The sequence below is a fragment of the Holdemania sp. Marseille-P2844 genome, from assembly GCF_900120005.1.
Taxonomy (GTDB): domain Bacteria; phylum Bacillota_I; class Bacilli_A; order Erysipelotrichales; family Erysipelotrichaceae; genus Holdemania.
Map to the genome: position 1 here is coordinate 115,001 of NZ_LT635451.1, position 18,830 is coordinate 133,830.

The 18,830-nt window shown below is 50.2% G+C and carries 19 protein-coding genes; 15 read left to right on the top strand and 4 right to left on the bottom strand.

Translation table 11 applies throughout. The annotated features are described in order from the left end of the window. The first annotated feature begins 165 nt into the window (after positions 1-165). The 9 genes from BQ7364_RS07185 to BQ7364_RS07225 all read left to right on the top strand — a co-directional run bounded on the left by BQ7364_RS07185 (position 166) and on the right by BQ7364_RS07225 (position 9,977). The gene (locus BQ7364_RS07185) at positions 166-1,041 is read left to right on the top strand and encodes an aspartate carbamoyltransferase catalytic subunit (protein WP_072684549.1); all 876 of its coding nucleotides are present in this window, start codon (positions 166-168) and stop codon (positions 1,039-1,041) included. Further along, positions 1,042-2,328: a dihydroorotase gene (locus BQ7364_RS07190; RefSeq protein WP_072684102.1), complete on the top strand. Its 1,287-nt coding sequence runs from the start codon at positions 1,042-1,044 to the stop codon at positions 2,326-2,328. A gap of 3 nt (positions 2,329-2,331) precedes the next feature. Further along, positions 2,332-3,417, top strand: a complete 1,086-nt coding sequence (gene carA / locus BQ7364_RS07195; protein WP_072684103.1) for a glutamine-hydrolyzing carbamoyl-phosphate synthase small subunit — start codon at positions 2,332-2,334, stop codon at positions 3,415-3,417. A gap of 1 nt (position 3,418) precedes the next feature. Further along, a complete protein-coding gene (gene carB, locus BQ7364_RS07200; RefSeq protein WP_072684104.1) occupies positions 3,419-6,598 on the top strand; it encodes a carbamoyl-phosphate synthase large subunit in 3,180 nt (1,059 codons plus the stop codon). A gap of 9 nt (positions 6,599-6,607) precedes the next feature. Beyond that, entirely contained in the window at positions 6,608-7,363 is a 756-nt protein-coding gene (locus tag BQ7364_RS07205; protein ID WP_072684105.1) for a dihydroorotate dehydrogenase electron transfer subunit, read from the top strand. Continuing rightward, complete coding sequence (locus BQ7364_RS07210; protein ID WP_072684106.1) at positions 7,348-8,265, top strand: dihydroorotate dehydrogenase; 918 nt, start codon at positions 7,348-7,350, stop codon at positions 8,263-8,265. Before BQ7364_RS07205 ends, BQ7364_RS07210 begins: the two co-directional genes overlap by 16 nt. Beyond that, positions 8,262-8,969, top strand: a complete 708-nt coding sequence (pyrF, locus tag BQ7364_RS07215; protein WP_200798774.1) for an orotidine-5'-phosphate decarboxylase — start codon at positions 8,262-8,264, stop codon at positions 8,967-8,969. The genes BQ7364_RS07210 and pyrF overlap by 4 nt, the downstream gene beginning before the upstream one ends. Positions 8,970-8,971: 2 nt before the next feature. Further along, on the top strand, positions 8,972-9,610 hold the full coding sequence (gene pyrE / locus BQ7364_RS07220) for an orotate phosphoribosyltransferase (RefSeq protein WP_072684107.1): 639 nt from the start codon (positions 8,972-8,974) through the stop codon (positions 9,608-9,610). A 136-nt stretch (positions 9,611-9,746) separates the two neighbouring features. After that, positions 9,747-9,977 (top strand): hypothetical protein, encoded by a 231-nt coding sequence (locus BQ7364_RS07225; RefSeq protein ID WP_072684108.1) that lies wholly within the window; start codon positions 9,747-9,749, stop codon positions 9,975-9,977. A 92-nt stretch (positions 9,978-10,069) separates the two neighbouring features. Here BQ7364_RS07225 and nagZ read toward each other — a convergent pair whose 3' ends face one another. The 4 genes from nagZ to BQ7364_RS07245 are packed head-to-tail and all read right to left on the bottom strand — an operon-like array spanning position 10,070 to position 14,757. Further along, entirely contained in the window at positions 10,070-11,785 is a 1,716-nt protein-coding gene (gene nagZ, locus BQ7364_RS07230; RefSeq protein ID WP_159432768.1) for a beta-N-acetylhexosaminidase, read from the bottom strand. Between the two features lie 56 nt (positions 11,786-11,841). Next, complete coding sequence (locus BQ7364_RS07235; protein ID WP_072684109.1) at positions 11,842-12,501, bottom strand: HAD family hydrolase; 660 nt, start codon at positions 12,499-12,501, stop codon at positions 11,842-11,844. A 53-nt stretch (positions 12,502-12,554) separates the two neighbouring features. Continuing rightward, entirely contained in the window at positions 12,555-12,920 is a 366-nt protein-coding gene (locus BQ7364_RS07240; protein ID WP_229100626.1) for a sigma-70 family RNA polymerase sigma factor, read from the bottom strand. 7 nt (positions 12,921-12,927) lie between these two features. After that, positions 12,928-14,757: a recombinase family protein gene (locus BQ7364_RS07245; protein ID WP_072684110.1), complete on the bottom strand. Its 1,830-nt coding sequence runs from the start codon at positions 14,755-14,757 to the stop codon at positions 12,928-12,930. Positions 14,758-14,846: 89 nt separating this feature from the next. Here BQ7364_RS07245 and BQ7364_RS07250 point away from each other — a divergent pair, with 89 nt between their 5' ends. The 6 genes from BQ7364_RS07250 (at position 14,847) to BQ7364_RS18130 (ending at position 18,786) form a co-directional block, all read left to right on the top strand. After that, a complete protein-coding gene (locus tag BQ7364_RS07250) occupies positions 14,847-15,218 on the top strand; it encodes a TnpV protein (RefSeq protein ID WP_072684111.1) in 372 nt (123 codons plus the stop codon). A 150-nt stretch (positions 15,219-15,368) separates the two neighbouring features. Continuing rightward, entirely contained in the window at positions 15,369-15,692 is a 324-nt protein-coding gene (locus tag BQ7364_RS07255) for a PadR family transcriptional regulator (protein ID WP_072684112.1), read from the top strand. Continuing rightward, positions 15,689-17,089, top strand: a complete 1,401-nt coding sequence (locus tag BQ7364_RS07260; protein ID WP_072684113.1) for a DUF2812 domain-containing protein — start codon at positions 15,689-15,691, stop codon at positions 17,087-17,089. Before BQ7364_RS07255 ends, BQ7364_RS07260 begins: the two co-directional genes overlap by 4 nt. Before the next feature lie 124 nt (positions 17,090-17,213). Then, entirely contained in the window at positions 17,214-17,564 is a 351-nt protein-coding gene (locus BQ7364_RS07265; RefSeq protein ID WP_072684114.1) for a helix-turn-helix domain-containing protein, read from the top strand. Positions 17,565-17,606: 42 nt separating this feature from the next. After that, entirely contained in the window at positions 17,607-18,032 is a 426-nt protein-coding gene (locus BQ7364_RS07270; RefSeq protein ID WP_072684115.1) for a hypothetical protein, read from the top strand. A 13-nt stretch (positions 18,033-18,045) separates the two neighbouring features. Further along, on the top strand, positions 18,046-18,786 hold the full coding sequence (locus BQ7364_RS18130) for a hypothetical protein (protein ID WP_072684116.1): 741 nt from the start codon (positions 18,046-18,048) through the stop codon (positions 18,784-18,786). The last annotated feature ends 44 nt before the right edge of the window (positions 18,787-18,830 follow it).

Sequence of the window (18,830 nt, forward strand, 5' to 3'; positions counted from 1 at the left end):
AGCTTGTGCTGAAAAACAAACTGGGTTATAATATTCATGGCTTTAATTTAGTGCAGCGACACTAAGAAGGCATACACAAATTTTAAGATGAATCTGCGTTCTTTTCGTGTAACCTTCAAAAGCCTGTTTTTGAAGGCTTTTTTTTACAGAAACGGAGGATTCCTGATGAACGATCTATACCAACTCAGCTCTCTTTCTACCGATGAGATTCAGCACATTCTCGATGTTGCCGAACAATGCCGCCAGGGCCAGTTCATCGACAGCGAGAAAGGAAAAATCGTTGCCAACCTGTTTTTTGAACCATCTACCCGAACCCAGTACAGCTTCAATACCGCCGAGGAAAAACTGGGGATGAAGGTGATCAACTTCAACGCTCAGGCCTCTTCGATGCAGAAGGGCGAAAGCTTCTACGATACGGTCAAAACGTTTGAGAGCTTCGGCCTGGACGCCGTGGTCATCCGCGACCGGCAGGATGAATACTACAAGCAGCTGCAGGGCCGGATCAACATTCCGATCCTCAACGCCGGCGACGGCAAGAAAGACCACCCGACCCAGTCGCTGCTCGATTTGATGACGATCCGTCAGGAGTTCGGTCATTTTGACGGCTTGAAAATCGCGATTGTCGGCGATATAAAATACTCCCGCGTCGCCCATACCAACATCGAGGTTATGCAGCGCTTGGGCATGCAATGCTTCATCAGCGGACCGGAGGAATACCGCGATCCGCAGTACGATTACATTGATTTCGATCAGGCGGTCAAGGATATGGATGTGATCATGCTGCTGCGGGTGCAGCACGAACGGCATGAACAGGCGATGTCCCTGACTCAACAAGAATACCATGCGCGCTACGGTCTGACCTTGGAGCGGGTGAAAGCGATGAAGGACACCGCGATCATCATGCACCCGGCGCCGTTTAACCGCGGCGTGGAAATTGCCGATGAGGTCGTAGAATGCGAAAAATCCCGCATCTTCAAACAGATCAACAACGGCGTATTCGTGCGCATGGCGGTGCTGAAACGCGCAATGGAGGGACGATAAATGAGTTTTTTAATGCAGAACGGCGAGGTGCTCTACCGCGGCAAGGTCCGCAAAATGGACGTCCTGGTTGACGATCTGGGCCGGGTCACGGCTGCGGATCAGATCGATCTGACGGCGGAGGACGTGGACGAGGTGATCGACGCGTCAAGCCTGCTGATCGCACCGGGGCTGATCGATCCGCATGTGCATCTGCGCGAGCCGGGCTTTGAATACAAGGAAACAATCGCTTCCGGTACCGCAGCTGCGGCCAAGGGCGGCTACACGACGATCATGGCAATGCCCAACCTCAATCCGGTACCGGACTCGCTCGAACACTTAAAGGTGCAGCAGGACCGGATCCGCTACAACGCAAAAATCCAGGTCATTCCCTATGCCGCCATCACTCAGGGGCAGAAGGGCGTCGGCGAGCTGGTCGATTTCTACGCGCTGGCCTCGGAGGTGATCGCCTTCTCCGACGACGGCAAGGGCGTGCAGGAAGAAGCGATGATGCGCGAAGCGATGTTAGCGGCCAGGCGCAACAACTGCCTGATCGTTGCGCATTGCGAGGATGAAAGCCTGATCGCCAAGGGCGCCTGCATCCATGCGGGCCGCAAGGCGGAGGAACTCGGCTTGATTGGCATCAGCAGCGCCAGCGAATACCAACAGATCGAACGCGATCTCAGACTGGCGGAGGAAACCGGCTGTCAATATCATATCTGCCACATCTCGTGTAAGGAATCCGTCGAGCTGGTCCGCCAGGCGAAACAGCGCGGCGTCCAAGTCAGCTGCGAGGTCACGCCGCATCACCTGTTATTGTGCGAGGACGACATCAGCGCCGACGACGGCCGCTTCAAGATGAATCCGCCGCTGCGCACTAAGGCCGATCAGGAAGCGCTGATCGCGGGCATTCAGGACGGCACGATCGACATGATCGCAACCGACCACGCGCCGCACAGCGCCGAGGAAAAAGCGAAGGGTCTGCAGGGCAGCGCAATGGGCATCGTCGGCCTTGAAACCGCGTTTGAGCTGATCTACACCTATCTTGTCCGCACCGGCAAGATCACGCTGGAGAAGTGCTTTGAGTTAATGAGCTACAACTGCGCCGACATCTTCGGCATCGAGGGCGGCGAAATCATCAACTTTGAAAAGGCCAATCTGGCTGTCTTCAACTTAAATCAACGCGAAAAAATCAATCCGAAAACCTTTGTCTCCCAAGGCAAAAGCACACCGTTTGAAGGCTGGTGGGCGATGGGCCGCTGCGTGATGACGGTGGCGGACGGACAGATCGTGTATAGAGAGGGGCTATAAATAATGGATCGTAAACTCGTATTACAAAACGGCATGGAGCTGCAGGCCAAGGGCTTCGGCAGCCAGAAAGAAGTGATTGCTGAGCTGGTGTTCAACACGTCGATGGTCGGCTATCAGGAGATTCTCAGCGATCCCTCCTATACCGAACAGATCGTCGTCATGACCTATCCGCTGATCGGCAACTACGGCATCATCGACGAAGATTATGAATCCAAGCTGATCGGACCGAAGGGCTTCATCGTCCGCGAATACAACGACAAGCCAAGCAACTTCCGCTACACCAAGACGCTCAACGAGCTGCTGGAAGAAAACGAGGTGCCGGGCCTGACACATCTGGATACCCGGAAATTGACGCGGATTCTGCGCGACGAAGGTGCGATGCTCGGTCTGATCTGCGACTCAGATGTAACCCACGAGGAAGCGATGGCGAAGCTGGCGGCCTACAGCGCTCCAAAGGATCTGGTCGCGCGCGTCTCGTGCAGGAAAAAATGGTATTCCCGCTGCGCCAATCCGCGCTTCAATGTCGTCGCGATTGACTGCGGCATCAAATACAACATCATCCGCGAGCTGAACCGCTATGGCTGCAACGTCACAATCGTGCCGTACAACACTTCGTATGAAACGATCATGGCGCTCAATCCAGACGGCATCTTCCTGTCCAACGGGCCGGGCGATCCGGAAAACGTGCCGGAGGTCATTGATTTGATCCGTCAGCTCCAGGGCACAAAGCCGATCTTCGGCATCTGTCTGGGCCACCAGATGATCGCGCTGGCCAACGGCTTGCCTACCTACAAGCTGAAATTCGGCCACCGCGGCGGCAATCATCCGGTGAAAAATCTGTTGACCGGCAAGGTCGAGATTACCTCCCAGAACCACAGCTACGCCGTCAGCACGGACGGAATTGAAAAGACCCGTGTCGAGATTACGCACATCAACCTGCTTGATCAGACTGTCGAGGGCCTGCGGATTGACGAGGACCGCATCTTCTCAACCCAGTACCATCCGGAATCCGCTTCCGGACCGGAGGATTCCAAATATTTATTCGGATTGTTCATTCACAACATGGAAGCTATGAAGGAGGGCCGTTAAGATGCCGAAAAGAACGGATATTCATAAAATCTTAGTCATTGGCTCAGGACCGATCGTCATCGGTCAGGCCGCGGAATTTGACTACGCCGGCACCCAGGCCTGCCTGGCCCTGCGCGAGGAGGGCTATGAGGTCATCCTGATCAACTCCAATCCGGCGACGATCATGACCGATACCAACATCGCCGACAAGGTCTACATGGAACCGCTGACGCTGGAATATGTGTCCCGCATCATCCGCAAGGAACGCCCGGACGCGATTCTGCCGACGCTGGGCGGCCAGACCGGCTTAAACATGGCGATGCAGCTGGCGAAAAAAGGTGTGCTGGAAGAATGCCGGTGCGAGATTCTCGGCACCGACTTTGAATCCATCGATCAGGCGGAGGACCGCCAGCGCTTCAAGGACCTGTGCCTCAGGATCGGTCAGCCATGCCTGGAATCCTATGTTGCCCGCACGATTGAGGAAGTCGTAGAGTATGCCAACAAGATCGGCTATCCGGTCGTACTGCGGCCGGCATTTACGCTGGGCGGCACCGGCGGCGGCTTTGCCTACGACGACGATGAAGTCATCGCGCTGGGCAAAAACGCCCTCAAGCTGTCTCCGGTCAGCGAGGTTTTAGTTGAAAAGTCGATCAAGGGCTATAAAGAAATTGAATTTGAAGTCATGCGCGATCACAACGATACCGCGATTGTGATCTGCAGCATGGAAAATATTGATCCGGTCGGCGTGCATACCGGCGACTCGATGGTCGTCGCTCCCTGCCAGACGCTGTCCAACAAGGAATATCAGCTGCTGCGCAACGCCGCGCTGATGCTGATCCGCGAATTAAAGATCGAAGGCGGCTGCAACGTGCAGTTCGCGCTCGATCCGTTCTCCTTTGATTACTACGTCATCGAGGTCAACCCGCGTGTATCCCGGTCCTCGGCGCTGGCGTCCAAGGCGGCCGGCTTCCCGATCGCCCGCGTTTCCAGCAAGATCGCCGTCGGCCTGACGCTGGATGAAATTCCGATTGCCAACACTCCGGCTTCCTTTGAACCGACGATCGACTACGTCGTGACCAAGATTGCGCGCTTCCCGTTCGATAAGTTCGCCAAGGCGGATCACACGCTGAGCACGCAGATGAAGGCGACCGGCGAAGTCATGAGCATCGGCCGGACGATGGAGGAAAGCCTGCTGAAAGCGGTGCGTTCACTGGAAATCGGCGTCGATCACATCTACCTTGAAAAGTTCGATTCGCTGACAACCGAAGAACTGCTGGAAAACATCAAGACCCCGACCGATGAACGGCTGTATGCGATCGCCGAGCTGTTCCGCCGTAAGGTTGACATGATGCTGATCTACGATGCGACCAAGATCGACGCGTTCTTCCTTGATAAGATCCACCACATCATTTCCGTGGAGGAACGGGTGAAGGCCGATCCAAGCGAGGAAAATATCCGCAAAGCGAAGCGCTTAGGCTTCTCCGATAAATATCTGGGCAAAATTCTGGGCAAGAGCGAGCTGGAAATGGTGCAGTGGCGCCGCGAGCACAATCTGCGGCCGGTCTACAAGATGATCGACACCTGCGCTGGGGAGTTCAGCGCCTATGTCCCATACTTCTATTCCACCTACGAGGAGGAAAACGAAAGCATCGTCACTGACAAGCCGTCGATCCTCGTGCTGGGCTCCGGCCCGATCCGCATCGGGCAGGGCGTGGAATTTGATTACTCTACAGTCCATGCGATCTGGGCGATCCAGCAGGCCGGCTATGAAGCGATCGTCATCAACAACAATCCGGAAACTGTTTCGACCGACTACTCGATCAGCGATAAGCTGTACTTTGAACCGTTGTGCATCGAGGACGTCATGAACGTCATTGATCTGGAAAAGCCGCAGGGCGTCATCGTGTCGTTGGGCGGCCAGACGGCGATCAACCTGGCGGACCGGCTGAACAAGCTGAATGTGCCGATCATCGGCACCGGCACCGAAGCGATTGACAAGGCGGAAAACCGCGATCTGTTTGAAAAGGTCGTCACGGAATGCGGCATCCCGCAGCCGCTCGGTCAGGCCGTCACCAACATTGAGGACGGTCTGAAGGTTGCCAACCGGATCGGCTATCCGGTCTTAGTGCGGCCAAGCTATGTGCTGGGCGGCCGGGCGATGCAGATCGTGCATCAGGATGAGGAACTGATCGAATACCTGACCAGCGCGGTTAAGATTGATCAGGATCAGCCGGTCTTAGTCGATAAGTACATCCACGGCTGCGAGGTCGAGGTCGATGCGATCTGCGACGGCCAAGACGTGTTTATCCCGGGCATCATGCAGCTGGTCGAAGCGACCGGCGTGCACTCCGGCGACTCGATGAGCGTCTATCCGCCGTACTCCCTGAGCGACAAGGTCAAGGCGACGATTCAGGAATACACGGTGAAGCTGGGGCTGGCGATCGGCATTGAAGGGCTGTTCAACATTCAGTTCATCGTCGATGAGAACGACGAGGTGTCGGTCATTGAGGTCAATCCGCGTTCCTCGCGCTCGGTGCCGTTCTTATCCAAGGCGACCGGCGTGCCGATGGCCAACATCGCGACCAAGGTCATGCTTGGGCAAAGCTTAAAGGATCAGGGTTATACGACCGAGGTCATGGCGGAAAAGAAACGGTTTTACGTCAAGAGCCCGACGTTCAGCTTCTCCAAGCTGCACGGGCTGGACGCCTATCTGTCCCCGGAAATGAAGTCCACCGGTGAGGCGATTGGCTATGACGATTCACTCAACCGCGCGTTGTACAAGTCGCTGCAGGCCTCCAACATGCGCGTCGTCAACTACGGCACGGTGCTGGTGACCTTGGCCGATCAGGACAAGGACCGGGCGATTCCGCTGGTCCGCCGGTTCTACGATCTGGGCTTCAACATCGAAGCGACCTCCGGCACGGCCAAGCTCTTGAAGGCGCATGGCATCAAGACCCGCGAAAAGAAAAAAATCTCCGAAGGCTCCGAGGAAATTCTCGATTCGATCCGCAAGGGCCACGTCACTTATATCCTCAACACCTTGTCCTCCAACGATTCCCGCACCTCTAAAGACGGCTATCAGATCCGCCGGTGCGCCGTGGAAAACAACGTGACTGTCTTTACCTCGCTGGATACCGTCAACGTCTTATTGGATGTGCTGGAAGAAATCACAATGGGCGTTTCGACGATTGATCAGAATTAAGGAGGAGTTATGGGAGAGCGCATAAAACAATATCGGATCATCTCCAACTGGAATCTCGCCGACCAGGTCTATGAAATGGAACTGGAAGGGGATTCCTCCTGGATCACCCATCCCGGGCAGTTTCTCAACGTCACGATCGACAATGCCTACCTCAAGCGGCCGATCAGTATCTGCGACTGGAATGAGAACGGCCTGACGATCATCTACAAGGTCGTTGGCTTCGGTACGAAGCAGATGTCTCAAAAACAGCCGGGCGAGCTGCTGGAATGTCTGGTCGGCCTGGGCAACGGCTTCACACCGGAAGCCTTCGATGAAAAAAAGGTGCTGCTGGTCGGCGGGGGCGTCGGCGTGCCGCCGCTCTACGGACTGGCGAAAACGTGTTTGAAGCAGGGGAAGCAGCCGGTTGTGATTCTCGGCTTTACGGCGGAGAAGGATATCTTCTACATCAAGAAGTTTGCGGATCTGGGCTGCGACGTCAAGCTCAGCACCAATGACGGCAGTCAGGGCGTCAAGGGCTTTGTCAGCGACGTCATGATTCAGGAAGGTCTGACCAATCTGCCGTACTTCGCCTGCGGCCCGATGCCAATGCTCAAGGCAGTCTGGAGAACCTCAAACGCTCAGGGTCAGCTGTCCTTTGAGGAACGCATGGGCTGCGGCTTCGGCGCGTGCATGGGCTGCAGCTGCGAAACGATTTCCGGCCCGAAACGCATCTGCAAGGAAGGCCCGGTGCTTTCCAGTCAGGAGGTCTTATGGACGAAAGATTAAAGGTCACGCTGTCCGGCTGGGAGCTGGACAACCCGGTCATTCCGGCCAGCGGAACTTTCGGGTTCGGCTATGAGTTTGCGGATTTCTACGACATCAACATCCTCGGCTCGATCGCGACCAAGGGCACGACCCGCGAGGCGCGCTTCGGCAACCCGACGCCGCGGATTGCGGAGTGCGAACGGGGCATGATCAATGCCGTCGGGTTACAGAACCCGGGCATTGACAAGGTCATCAGCGAGGAATTTCCGAAGTTGAAGCAGGTCTACCAGAAAAAAGTCGTCGCTAACGTATCCGGCTTCTCCAAAGAGGAATATGTCGAATGCGCGAAAAAGATGGACGCGCAGGACATCGTCGGCATTCTGGAGGTCAACATCAGCTGCCCGAACGTGCATGGCGGGGGCATGAGCTTCGGCGTCAGTCCGGACGCCGCGGCCGAGATCACCCGCGCGGTCAAGGCGGTGACCACCAAGCCGGTCTACATCAAGCTGTCGCCGAACGTCACCGACATCGTTGCGATTGCCAAAGCTTGTGAAGACGCCGGGGCGGACGGGATCTCGATGATCAACACGTTATTGGGCGCGCGCTTCGACCTGCGCACGGGCAGGCCGATCATCGCCAACGTCATGGGCGGCTTCTCCGGCCCGGCGATCAAACCGGTCGCCTTACGGATGGTGTATCAGGTTTATGAAGCTGTCAAACTGCCGATCATCGGGATCGGCGGCATCGCCAGCGCCGAGGACGTCATCGAAATGATGTACGCCGGGGCCACCGCGGTCGAGATCGGCGCGGAAAACCTGCGCAATCCGTATGTCTGCAAGGAAATTATCGAACGGCTGCCATCCTTGATGGATGAACTGAACATTGAAAAATTGAGTGACGTAATAGGGAGGGCTCACCAATGATGAAAGAACGAGATGTAATGATCGCCTGCGACTTTTCAACCAAAGCGGAAACGATGGCGTTTCTGGACCTGTTTACCGAGGAAAAGCCGTATGTGAAAATCGGCATGGAGCTGTTGTATGCCGAAGGACCGGACATGGTCCGCGAGATCAAGGCGCGCGGCCATAAAATTTTCCTTGATCTGAAGCTGCACGATATTCCCAATACCGTGAAGAAAGCGATGCGCAACATCGCGCTGCTGGACGTCGATATGACCAACGTTCACGCCGCCGGCACAATCGAAATGATGAAAGCCGCGCAGGAAGCGATCGACGAGGTCGGCGCGCATACGAAGCTGATCGCCGTCACCCAGCTGACCAGCACCAGCGAAGATCGGATGCGCAATGAGCTGTGGATCGATCATCCGATTGCGGATACCGTTCAGCATTACGCGCACAACGCGGAAATCGCCGGTCTGGCCGGGGTTGTGTGCAGCCCGCTGGAGGCCGGTCTGGTACATCAGGTCTGCGGTGAAAACTTCCTTACCGTCACGCCGGGCATTCGCTTTGCGGATGACGCCAAGGGCGATCAGGTCCGCGTCACCACGCCGGCCAAGGCTCGCGAGATCGGCGCCGATTACATCGTTGTCGGCCGTTCGATTACCGCCAGCAAGGATCCGGTGGCCAGCTACCGCCGCTGCATCAGAGAATTTGTGGAGGGGAAATAACCATGAGCACAGAGAAAAATATTGCCAAGCATTTACTGGACATCAAAGCGGTTTTCTTAAAGCCGAACGATCCGTTTACCTGGGCCAGCGGGATCAAAGCGCCGATCTACTGCGATAACCGCCTGACCTTATCTTATCCGGAGGTCCGCGATGATGTGGAGCACGCGATCGCCGAGATCATCAAAACGTACTATCCGCAATGCGAGGCAGTCATGGGCACCAGCACCGCCGGCATCGCGCATGCTGCGCTGGTCGCTCAGATTCTGAACCTGCCGATGGGCTATGTCCGTTCCAGCGCCAAGGATCATGGCCGCACCAATCAGATTGAGGGACGCTGCGAGCCAGGAACGAAGGTCGTCGTCGTCGAAGATCTGATTTCCACCGGCGGCAGCTGCATCGACGTCGTCAACGTGCTGCGGGAAGCGGGCGCGGAAGTGCTGGGCATTGCGTCGATCTTCACCTATGGCCTGCAGAAGGGGATCGACCGGCTGGCGGCCGCAAACGTGAAGAACGTATCGGCTTCCAACTATGACGCGCTGATTGAGGTCGCTGTGGAAACCGGCTATATCAGCGCTGATGATGTTAAAAAGCTTCAGGCGTTCCGGGCGAATCCGTCGGATTCCAGCTGGATGAGTCTGTAACTTGAATTTTTGAATAAAGAAAGGGCTGAATTGTAAAATCCGGCTCTTTTTTATTAAAAAAATACAATTATAACCGGATATTTATATCAATTTATGTTATTCATCAATTATAACCATAAAACTAAGAGAATTTTCTGTGAAAAGAGAATGGAATGAGATTCTCCTGAAGCAGGAGAATAAGCTGTATATCCAGTTCGCCCAAGAGATTGGATCCGCAGAAACAGAAAATGTGAAGCTGGAAAATTATTGGATATTCGGGATAATTATCCCGAACTATGTATTACGAACCGATATTTTCTCAGGCGGTAATGTGGAGAAAATTAAGGCGATGCCCATTGTGGATTTTCTGTTGAGCCATGAATTTTAAAAATTATATTTTAAAGAACAGACATAAAAAAGCTGATGATTCACTCCAGGAAAGAAGCTTCATTCCTGTGTGAATCATCAGCTTTTCTTATTTTAGCTCTCAGGGATTTCCACGGGCAATTTGCCTTCAGGAAGCAAGGTTCCATTGAGTACGGAGATGACCGACTGCACCGCGGCAGGGGTATAGCCATACGTACAAAGCACGGTCGGAGCATCTTTTAGATATTGCAGATCATACGGACTGCCCGCGCAGATGACGACAATCGGCTTTTCAGTTTCAAGCAGCTGATCCAGTAATTTTTTCTGGTTTGGAGAATCCGCCATATTGTAGACCAATAAAACAAGGGTGTCGTAACCGGAGGCCCGCTGCAGGATATCGTCGATTTCCGATTGTGTCGGATCCTGATGAACATTCACGGCCTTGCCAAATAAGGAATCCGCGGCCACTTCGCCGAAGCTCTTTTTATCGAATTCCAGCGGATAGACGCAAGGAAAGGAAATAAACAAGGTGCTGTCTGTCGGCAGCGGCAGCGCGGAAATCTCATCGCGGATCAACGTCATGCTTTGGTCTGTCGTATCCTGAACGAGCACCTGATGCGATTCCAGATCAATATCGTAAGGTGCATGATTGGATTCGCCGTTGTCCTCAAACAAGCCATAATCATTCTTAATCCGCAGAATGGAAAGAACCGCGTCGTCCAGTCGCTCGGTGCTGATGGTTCCCTGATTGACAGCTTCAATCAGGGCCTCGATCACCGGTGTTTGAACATCTTCGCTGTCCGGCTGCAGGACTTTGCCATCGCCCAGAATCACCATGTCCACGCCGGCCTGAATTGCCTGAACTGCCGCTTCTGCCATCCCGTAATGCGCTTCAATGGCATCCATCTGCAGGCTGTCGCTGATGACGATTCCGTTGTAGCCCAACTCATTTTTCAACAAATCGGTGATGATCGTTTTGGATAAAGTTGCGGGAATCTTTTCTTTTTCAATTTTAGGGAACAGGATATGCGAGGTCATAATCGCGCTGACGCCGCTGCGAATCGCCGTTTCAAACGGAATCAATTCCGTTTCTTTCAGCTGATCCAGCGTCTTATTGACAGTGGGCAGGGCGAAATGCGAATCCTCGCTTGTATCTCCATGCCCTGGGAAATGCTTCGCTACGCTGACCACGCCGCCTTCCTGCAAGCCTTTAATCCAGATCGAGGCAAAGCTGGCGACAGCTTTCGGATCATCGCCATACGAACGCAGATTGATCACCGGGTTGTCCGGATTGGAGTTGACGTCGAGCACCGGCGCGAAGTTCATATTGAAGCCCATGCCGGAAAGCTCATCTGCCATCGACCACGCCAGCGAATACAGATTCTCCTGCCGGCCGGCCGCGATCGCCATCGGGGATGGGAAAATTGTGACGCCTTCGCGGACCCGGTTGACCATGCCGCCTTCCTGATCGATTCCAATGAACGCCGGAATCTGAGTTGCGCCGCGGATGGTGTTCTGGAGCTGTCCGGTCAGCGTCGTCGCCTGCCCGGCGTTTTCGATATTTTTCGCATACACGATGACGTTGCCGATCTTATTGGTTCTGAGCCAGGCCTCAGTTTTCGTATCGACTTCCGTCGTTTCAAAAGAAACGATGACCAGTTGACCCACTTTCTCCTGAACTTCCATTTTTGCGACAAGCTCTTTTAACTGCTGTTCATTGAGCTTTTCAGAAACGGCATTGTCAGAAGGCGTTGGGCTGGGTAAAATTTCCGGAGAGGGAACAGGTTCCGGGCGGCTGCAGCTGGCAAGCATCAAAAGAGATAAAAGCATCGCTGACCACCGCCGGCCGTGAACAGATGAAGAAGCAGGAAAAGCAGGGGAACGGCTCATCGTGCCTGCTCCTTTAAATAATCAATTACTTCAAGCAGATCATTGCGGCTTTCCTGGATTGCTTCCTTCATTTCTTCATCCGGTTTTACAAAGTCATAGATCCAGACGCTTTTCATCCCTGCCCGCTTTGCGGCGATGATGCCGAACTTGGAATCTTCCAGCACGACGCATTTTTCCGGGGCGGCGCCGGCTTTCCGCGCAGCGGTTAAAAAGATTTCCGGATCCGGTTTGCCATGGGTCACTTCATCGCCGCACACGACGCTGTCGAAGTGATAAGGCTTGCCGATACTGCCTAAAAGCGTGTCGACATATTCGCGGTGACTGGACGAAGCGACGCATTTCTTGATGCCTGCCTCGTCTAAATAGTCGAGCAATTCAGTCAATCCTTTTTTATTCAGGCTGCCTTTGTTTTCACACATGCCAAAGATCTTTTTTAACCGGCCTTCGCTGATTTCCGGAAGATGCGGTTTTAGATCCTGATGGTTCTCCATGGCTTTTAAGAATAATTTGTGTCCGCAGCCGATGATCTGATAGAAAAACTCATCGTCTAACGTAATTCCATATTTTCCAGCGATTTCCCGCCAGTTTTCATTAGCGACCTTTTCGGTATCGAACATCAGGCCGTCACAGTCAAAAATTACACATTCTATACTCATTTTATCCACCTCGAATCTCTCAAGATGATTATAATGGTTTTCAAAACAAATGGCTACTTCTTTTCCTGATTCTCCTTCATAAATGCCCGCAGAAGCTTCATGAAAGCCCGCTTTTCAATCCGCGAGACGTAGGATCTGGAAATGTGTTCCTGTCTGGCAATATCCCGCTGCGTCATTTCCTGATGCCCTTCCAGCCCATAGCGGCGGACAAGGATGCTGTGCTCCCGTTCATCCAATAAACCCATGAACTGAGCGAGCTTGCGTTTGTTTTCCTCAAGCATCAATTTGTCGATGGGGTCAGGCTGGTCCGGGGCGGGAATCACGTCGATCAAGGTCAGCTCGCTGCCATCTTTATCCTGACCAATCGCATCATCTAAAGAACGCGTCTGGAAAGCATGCTTGTTGTTGCGTAAGTGCATCAGAATTTCATTTGCTATCCTCCCCCCAATGCGTTTTTAAAGCACTGAGGGGATTAGTTTTTCCCAGGCGGTCATCCTCCATATCGTCAGTATCATAATCGACATCAGAGAAGTTCACCAATTCCTCTGTTTCGTCATCATCCTCAGTATTACCGGATGCTACAGCAGCAATTTCCGGATACTCGATTTCATCATCCTTTACACCAAACAGAATCACATGGGCGTTGACACCATCCCATACCACCTTACGCACAATGGTACGAATGGCAGCACGTTTCTGTTCAACTGTCATTTCATCAATGCCATCCTTGAAGATGGTCAGCAACTGACGAAGCAAATCAAATTCAATGTCGCTGAGAGCGTGCTGTGAAGTCAGTCCCTCCAGTTCCTGAATACGCTGTTCAAGGGACTGGTATTCTCCATTCAACTGCTCAATTCGTTTGGTTACATGAGCCTTGGCAGGGCTGTCACCCATATCTACGAGGGAGTCTACCAGAGAGTTGATTTTCTTCTCTGTATCTGCCTTTTCTTTTCGCATATCATCCAATCGCTGTTCATAGTCCATACGATTGCCGGTATAGAATCTGCGGCTTTGCTCCAACTGTGCAATGAAAGTGTCTTTGTCCTCTGCAAGCATTTTAATCTGCTCAACCACAGCCATATCCAAAGTGTTGCCGTTGGCATTTTTGCTGTTGCACACAGATCTCTGACTGCGTTCCTTCATTTTGCAAACATAGGTATAAATTACCTTGCCGTCCGCAGTTTTGCGCTTGCTCATCTTCGGGTACATACGCTCACCGCAGCTACAGAACAACAATCCAGTCAAAAGTGCTTCGTTACTGCGAGGTTTTCTGAAAGACTTCGACTTATTGCGTTCCAGAGATTCTTGAATCTGCACCCACACTTTACCCGGAATCAGACCCGGATGTTTGCCGACAGATACAATCCACTCGCTTGCAGGCAGGTACTTGGTGGCTCTGCCTTTTTCCTGATCGGTACGGTTGTAAGCCATAATACCATGCTGGTTATCGAAAGCATCTTTTTCTGAGAACAAGTCTGTATCGTTCTGAACGAAGTAATTATAGGCATCTTCATCCGCAATCATATAAACCGGATTTTGCAAAATAGCTTTGATTGAGAAACGAGTAAAGTAGTTATTGTTTTTTGTCTTGATACCCTGTTTGATCAAGGCAGCTTCTGTCAAAGTCAGAGAATCTGTTTCTATATATAAATCATAAATCATTCTAACAATATCAGCTTCATCCGGAATCAGTTTCAGCTTGCAGGCTTTCTTGGATTTACCATCAATGGTAATGCTCTTAACTGCTTCTGACGCATAGCCGGTAGGTGTCGTACCTCCAAGCCAGCGTCCGGTCTTTGCCAGTTCGTGCATATTATCACGAATACGTTCTGCGATGGTTTCACGTTCCAATTGAGAAAAAACCGATGCAATATACATCATAGCTCGTCCCATAGGAGTGCTTGTATCGAACTGCTCTTTAATAGAAACAAAAGAAATATCCAGACGAGCCAGTTCTTCAATCAAAGTAGAAAAGTCGCTGATATTTCGACTGATACGGTCAAGACGATAAACAATAATTGCCTTGAACTTACGCTTCTTGGCAGCGTCCATCATCTTCTTAAAATCCGGACGATTCAAATTACCGCCAGAAAATCCTTCGTCTTCATATACAACAACTTTATCAACAGCGGCATCACCATAATGCACACGAATATATTCCTTACAAAGTTCGACCTGATTGCCGATACTTTCGCCTTTGCCCGTGAACTTAGACTTACGGGAATAGATAGCAATCATTTCTTCATTTTTCCGCATTTTCATATCCTCCTTATCTTGATATGTGATGTGTCTTGTGGTATTATAACATAGCGTAGCAATAAAGTAAACAGATTGGAGGGTTTTCTATGAAATCATTTTTCGAAGAAATGGGCGGAACTTATACATTGGGGGCAGACGGAATGTATTATCCGGATCTTGCACTTCCAGAGGAAGAACCTCATTACGGCAAGTATGGCCGAATGCGTCTGCGTCATCTGAAAGAGAATCATAAGGTATTATACACTACGCTTTTGCTGGACGGAGAACTGGTCAAACATCTGAATGAGGTAGATGATTCCGCTAATCAGAGAATGGAGCTGCTGACCCTGCAAATGCAGGAGCGACAGGGCGTAAACGAAGCATTAAAGGCTCGTGACCAGACGGCGTGGGTCGGTGCTATGAATAATATCCGTAATGCGGTAGAGGAAATTGTGTTAAGTGAATTGATATATTGCTGATAAAAGATGCCACGGCGGTTACTCCATTACGAAGCAACCGCCGTGGCTTTCTTAATTTTCTATGAATTATATCTTCATATCTTGACTTTCTCGATATTCGAGTTATAATAAAATCAAAGAACTCGATATTCGAGATGAGGAGGTGTGACGATGCCAAGACCGAAATTTCAAACGCTAACAGAGCAGATGTTTTATATTTTGCTCAGTCTGAAAGAAGAATGTTATGGCATTGATATTTTTGATAAAATATCCGCTATGACCGATGACCAAGTTACTGTCGGTTCGGGAACAATGTACAACTTGTTGGAACAGTTTCTGGATGCAGGTATGATTCGAGAAGTTAAGGTAGAAGGTCGTCGCCGCAGCTACATCTTGACCGATAAAGGTAGAGAGATGTTAGAGGCTGAAACTCAAAAATTACGTAAGCGTGTTGCTGATTACGATGCTCTCTTTGGAAAGGAGGAAAGCAAATGAAGAATACCAAACACCAATTAAGTTTCTTTTCTTTTTATGATTTCCCTACTATTGAAAAGCATTTGTCTGAAATGGCTTTAGAAGGTTGGATGCTGAAAAGTGCAGAGGGAACTGTATGGAAATATGAGCGTATCGAACCGAAGCAACTGCATTTTGCTGTAACATATTTCCCAAAAGCAACGGCATTAGATCCGGAGCCATCCGATGAATTAAAAATGCTTTGGGATTTTTGCGAACATACTGGTTGGAAGCTGGCTGTGCAAGCAGCTCAAATCCAGATTTTTTACAATGAATCTGAAAACCCTCGTCCGATTGAAACTGATCCAGTTGCTCAAATCGAGAATATTCACAGAGCTGCCAAGAAATCTATTCTTGTTAATTTCTGGTTAGGTTTACTTCTTGGTATTATGAATCTGGGACTTTTTGCTTATCAGCTTTTTACCTATCCTGTTGACACACTCGCAAATGCAAGCAGACTTTGTTCAGGCTGTATGTGGTCACTCTACCTTATTTCTACAACAGCGGAACCCATTGCGTATTTCCGGTGGCACAAGAAAGCTCAGAGAATTGCACTTGAAGAAGATCGTCTGCTTCTTCCTAAAGACACTCGTTTTATCAAAAATACTCTGTTTATTCTACTGATGACTGTACTGGTGTGTATGCTTCTGTCCCTTCCTGGTGCAGGCGCTGTACAAGGCATAGTATTTGGCGTATTGTATATGACTGCGTTGATTGTCATTGTTCGCACTGTTATGCGTTATCTCAAACGCAGAAAAGTATCAGCAAAAATCAATTTTACCGTCACAATGCTGGTCAGCATAGCTATGTCTGTTGCACTGGTCGGTGTATTGACATTTGCTATTATTAAAGGCACAGAACAGGGATTCTTCACAGATAGTAACGCTGCTGGAACCTATGAACATGACGGAATGGTTTGGGAGTATTATGACGATGAACTTCCGCTTACAATCGAAGACTTGACCGGTGAGCAATATGAAAGTTATTCTTATCATTGTACAGAGGACAAGACAATCTTTTTGACAAAAACCGAATGTAGACAAAACCCTCGCTATGATGCAGATAACTTCAAAGAACTTCCAGATATTGAATATACAATCATTACGGCAAATATTCCGGGGATATTCACTACAATTAAAAATGCCGTCATCAATGAACGTCAGGACGAAATTCACGGAGATTATATTTTCACAGATCATTATGAAGCTATAGATGCTACACCTTGGGGTGCTGATGAAGCCTATCAGCTCCATTGGAGCGATTCGGTACTTAATAAATATCTATTAGTTTGGGATGAACGAATTGCAGAAATTACCTTCTATAGTTGGGAACCTACTCCGGAGCAGATGGCTGTTGTGGCAAATAAACTGACAAAATGATATTGATAATCCCCAAAACAGCACCGCTCCCCCAATGCACCTTAAAAGTGCGTGATAGTTGGTGGTAGCAACCGGTGGTTTTTGCTACGATATAGGCATAGTAAACCACGAAAGGAGACGCATTATGAAAACAACATTATTTATGGCTTTGATTACGCTGCCACTCTTTTTCTTAACTATTGGAGGAATTATTTATCTCTTTGTTTTGCTTTGCAAAGCATTAAAAAAATACATCTCATCCTCCGACTCTCGTAAGGAATCCGCAATCATCAAAAAATCTTTGGGAGAAGTTTTGAAAAATTATCGCACCAAGAACAAAATGACACAAGAATTTGTTGCTGAAGCTGTTGGCGTCAGCAGACAATCCGTATCGAAGTGGGAGCAGGGAATCTCTGATCCCAGCACTTCCAACCTTTTTGCTCTGGCAAAACTGTTCGGTGTCTCCGTTGAGGAACTGCTGAAAGAAGTTGAATAAGAAATACGAATCATCAATCTCACATAAAGGGTGGTGCATGGAATGATAAAACGGAACCTTTGGGATTTTGAAGTGGAGATAAACGAATCTGCTACAAAAGAATGGTATTTAACAAGTGAGCCATGGGGCTGTGAATGTGGTGATTGCCGCAATTTCTTAGAATTGTGCAAGCGAAACGAGCTTCCCGAAGCTGTTCATGCCATTCTAAGAGAACTGAATATTGCACCGGAGAAAGCTACCTATGTATGTGAGATCATGCCCAAGGATAACGATCACTTATATCAATTCAGCTATCGTCTTGCCGGTCGTATTCTGAATGAAGATACCGCAAAGAGTACAGTTGCTGATTGGGGTGAAGTACGGTGCTGCCACGAACCTTACCCTTACGGAGCACCGGACTTTCCGACATCCCACTTTGATTTGGAGTTTTGGGTAAAGCTTCCGTGGGTGTTAGACGAGAAACAATAGATTGGAGGGAGCCATGACAAGAACCATATTTGATAAAATTAACCCGCCCTACAATCTGCACGATATGAATGTGATTGCATTTGAAGTAGACGGAAATACCATTACAATGAGAACACAGTCCGGTATGATAAAAACCGCCAATCTGTCATCTCAGGTTGAGGGCTATGTAGAATTTCACGACGTAGACTTCGACTTTTGCTATGTTTACATTTACAATGGATTCTATGGAAATGTAGGAACATTCTCAGGCGAAAAGATGTTCCTGAAAGACTTTATAGACAGCTTTGAAAACGCAGGTTTCTCAATCATGGACGAAAACTACGGCTACAACCGTGTCTGCTACACCGGTTTCCTTTCAAAAGGTGGAACAATGGGTGAATGTACTATTGAAATCTATCATAACGGAGATATGGTTTTCGTTGATGAAACCGAATATACCGGTACGAAAGAAGTCATTCTCAGCCATGACAGTGAAGCAATGATCTACTTGGTTCCTGCGGAAGTTGCTGCCGATCTTGATAAATACTGTTGGGACTTTGCCGCTAATTGGGTCTGGCATGGTCCTGAGAATGGTAAGTTTTTGAAGCACTTTAGTGATAATCAACTTGGTGCAGTTTTCGGCGCACCTGATTTCATTGATTATCTGAACAAGTGGGTGTTTCCTGATTGTGAATCCAAGTTCATCAGGGAGCTTAGCTGTTTCGGGAATGAGATACCTGAGGAATACCGGAATCTTCCGAGCTACAATTTCTAAAAGAAAGCCACGACTGCTACTCCATTATAGAGCAACAGCCGTGG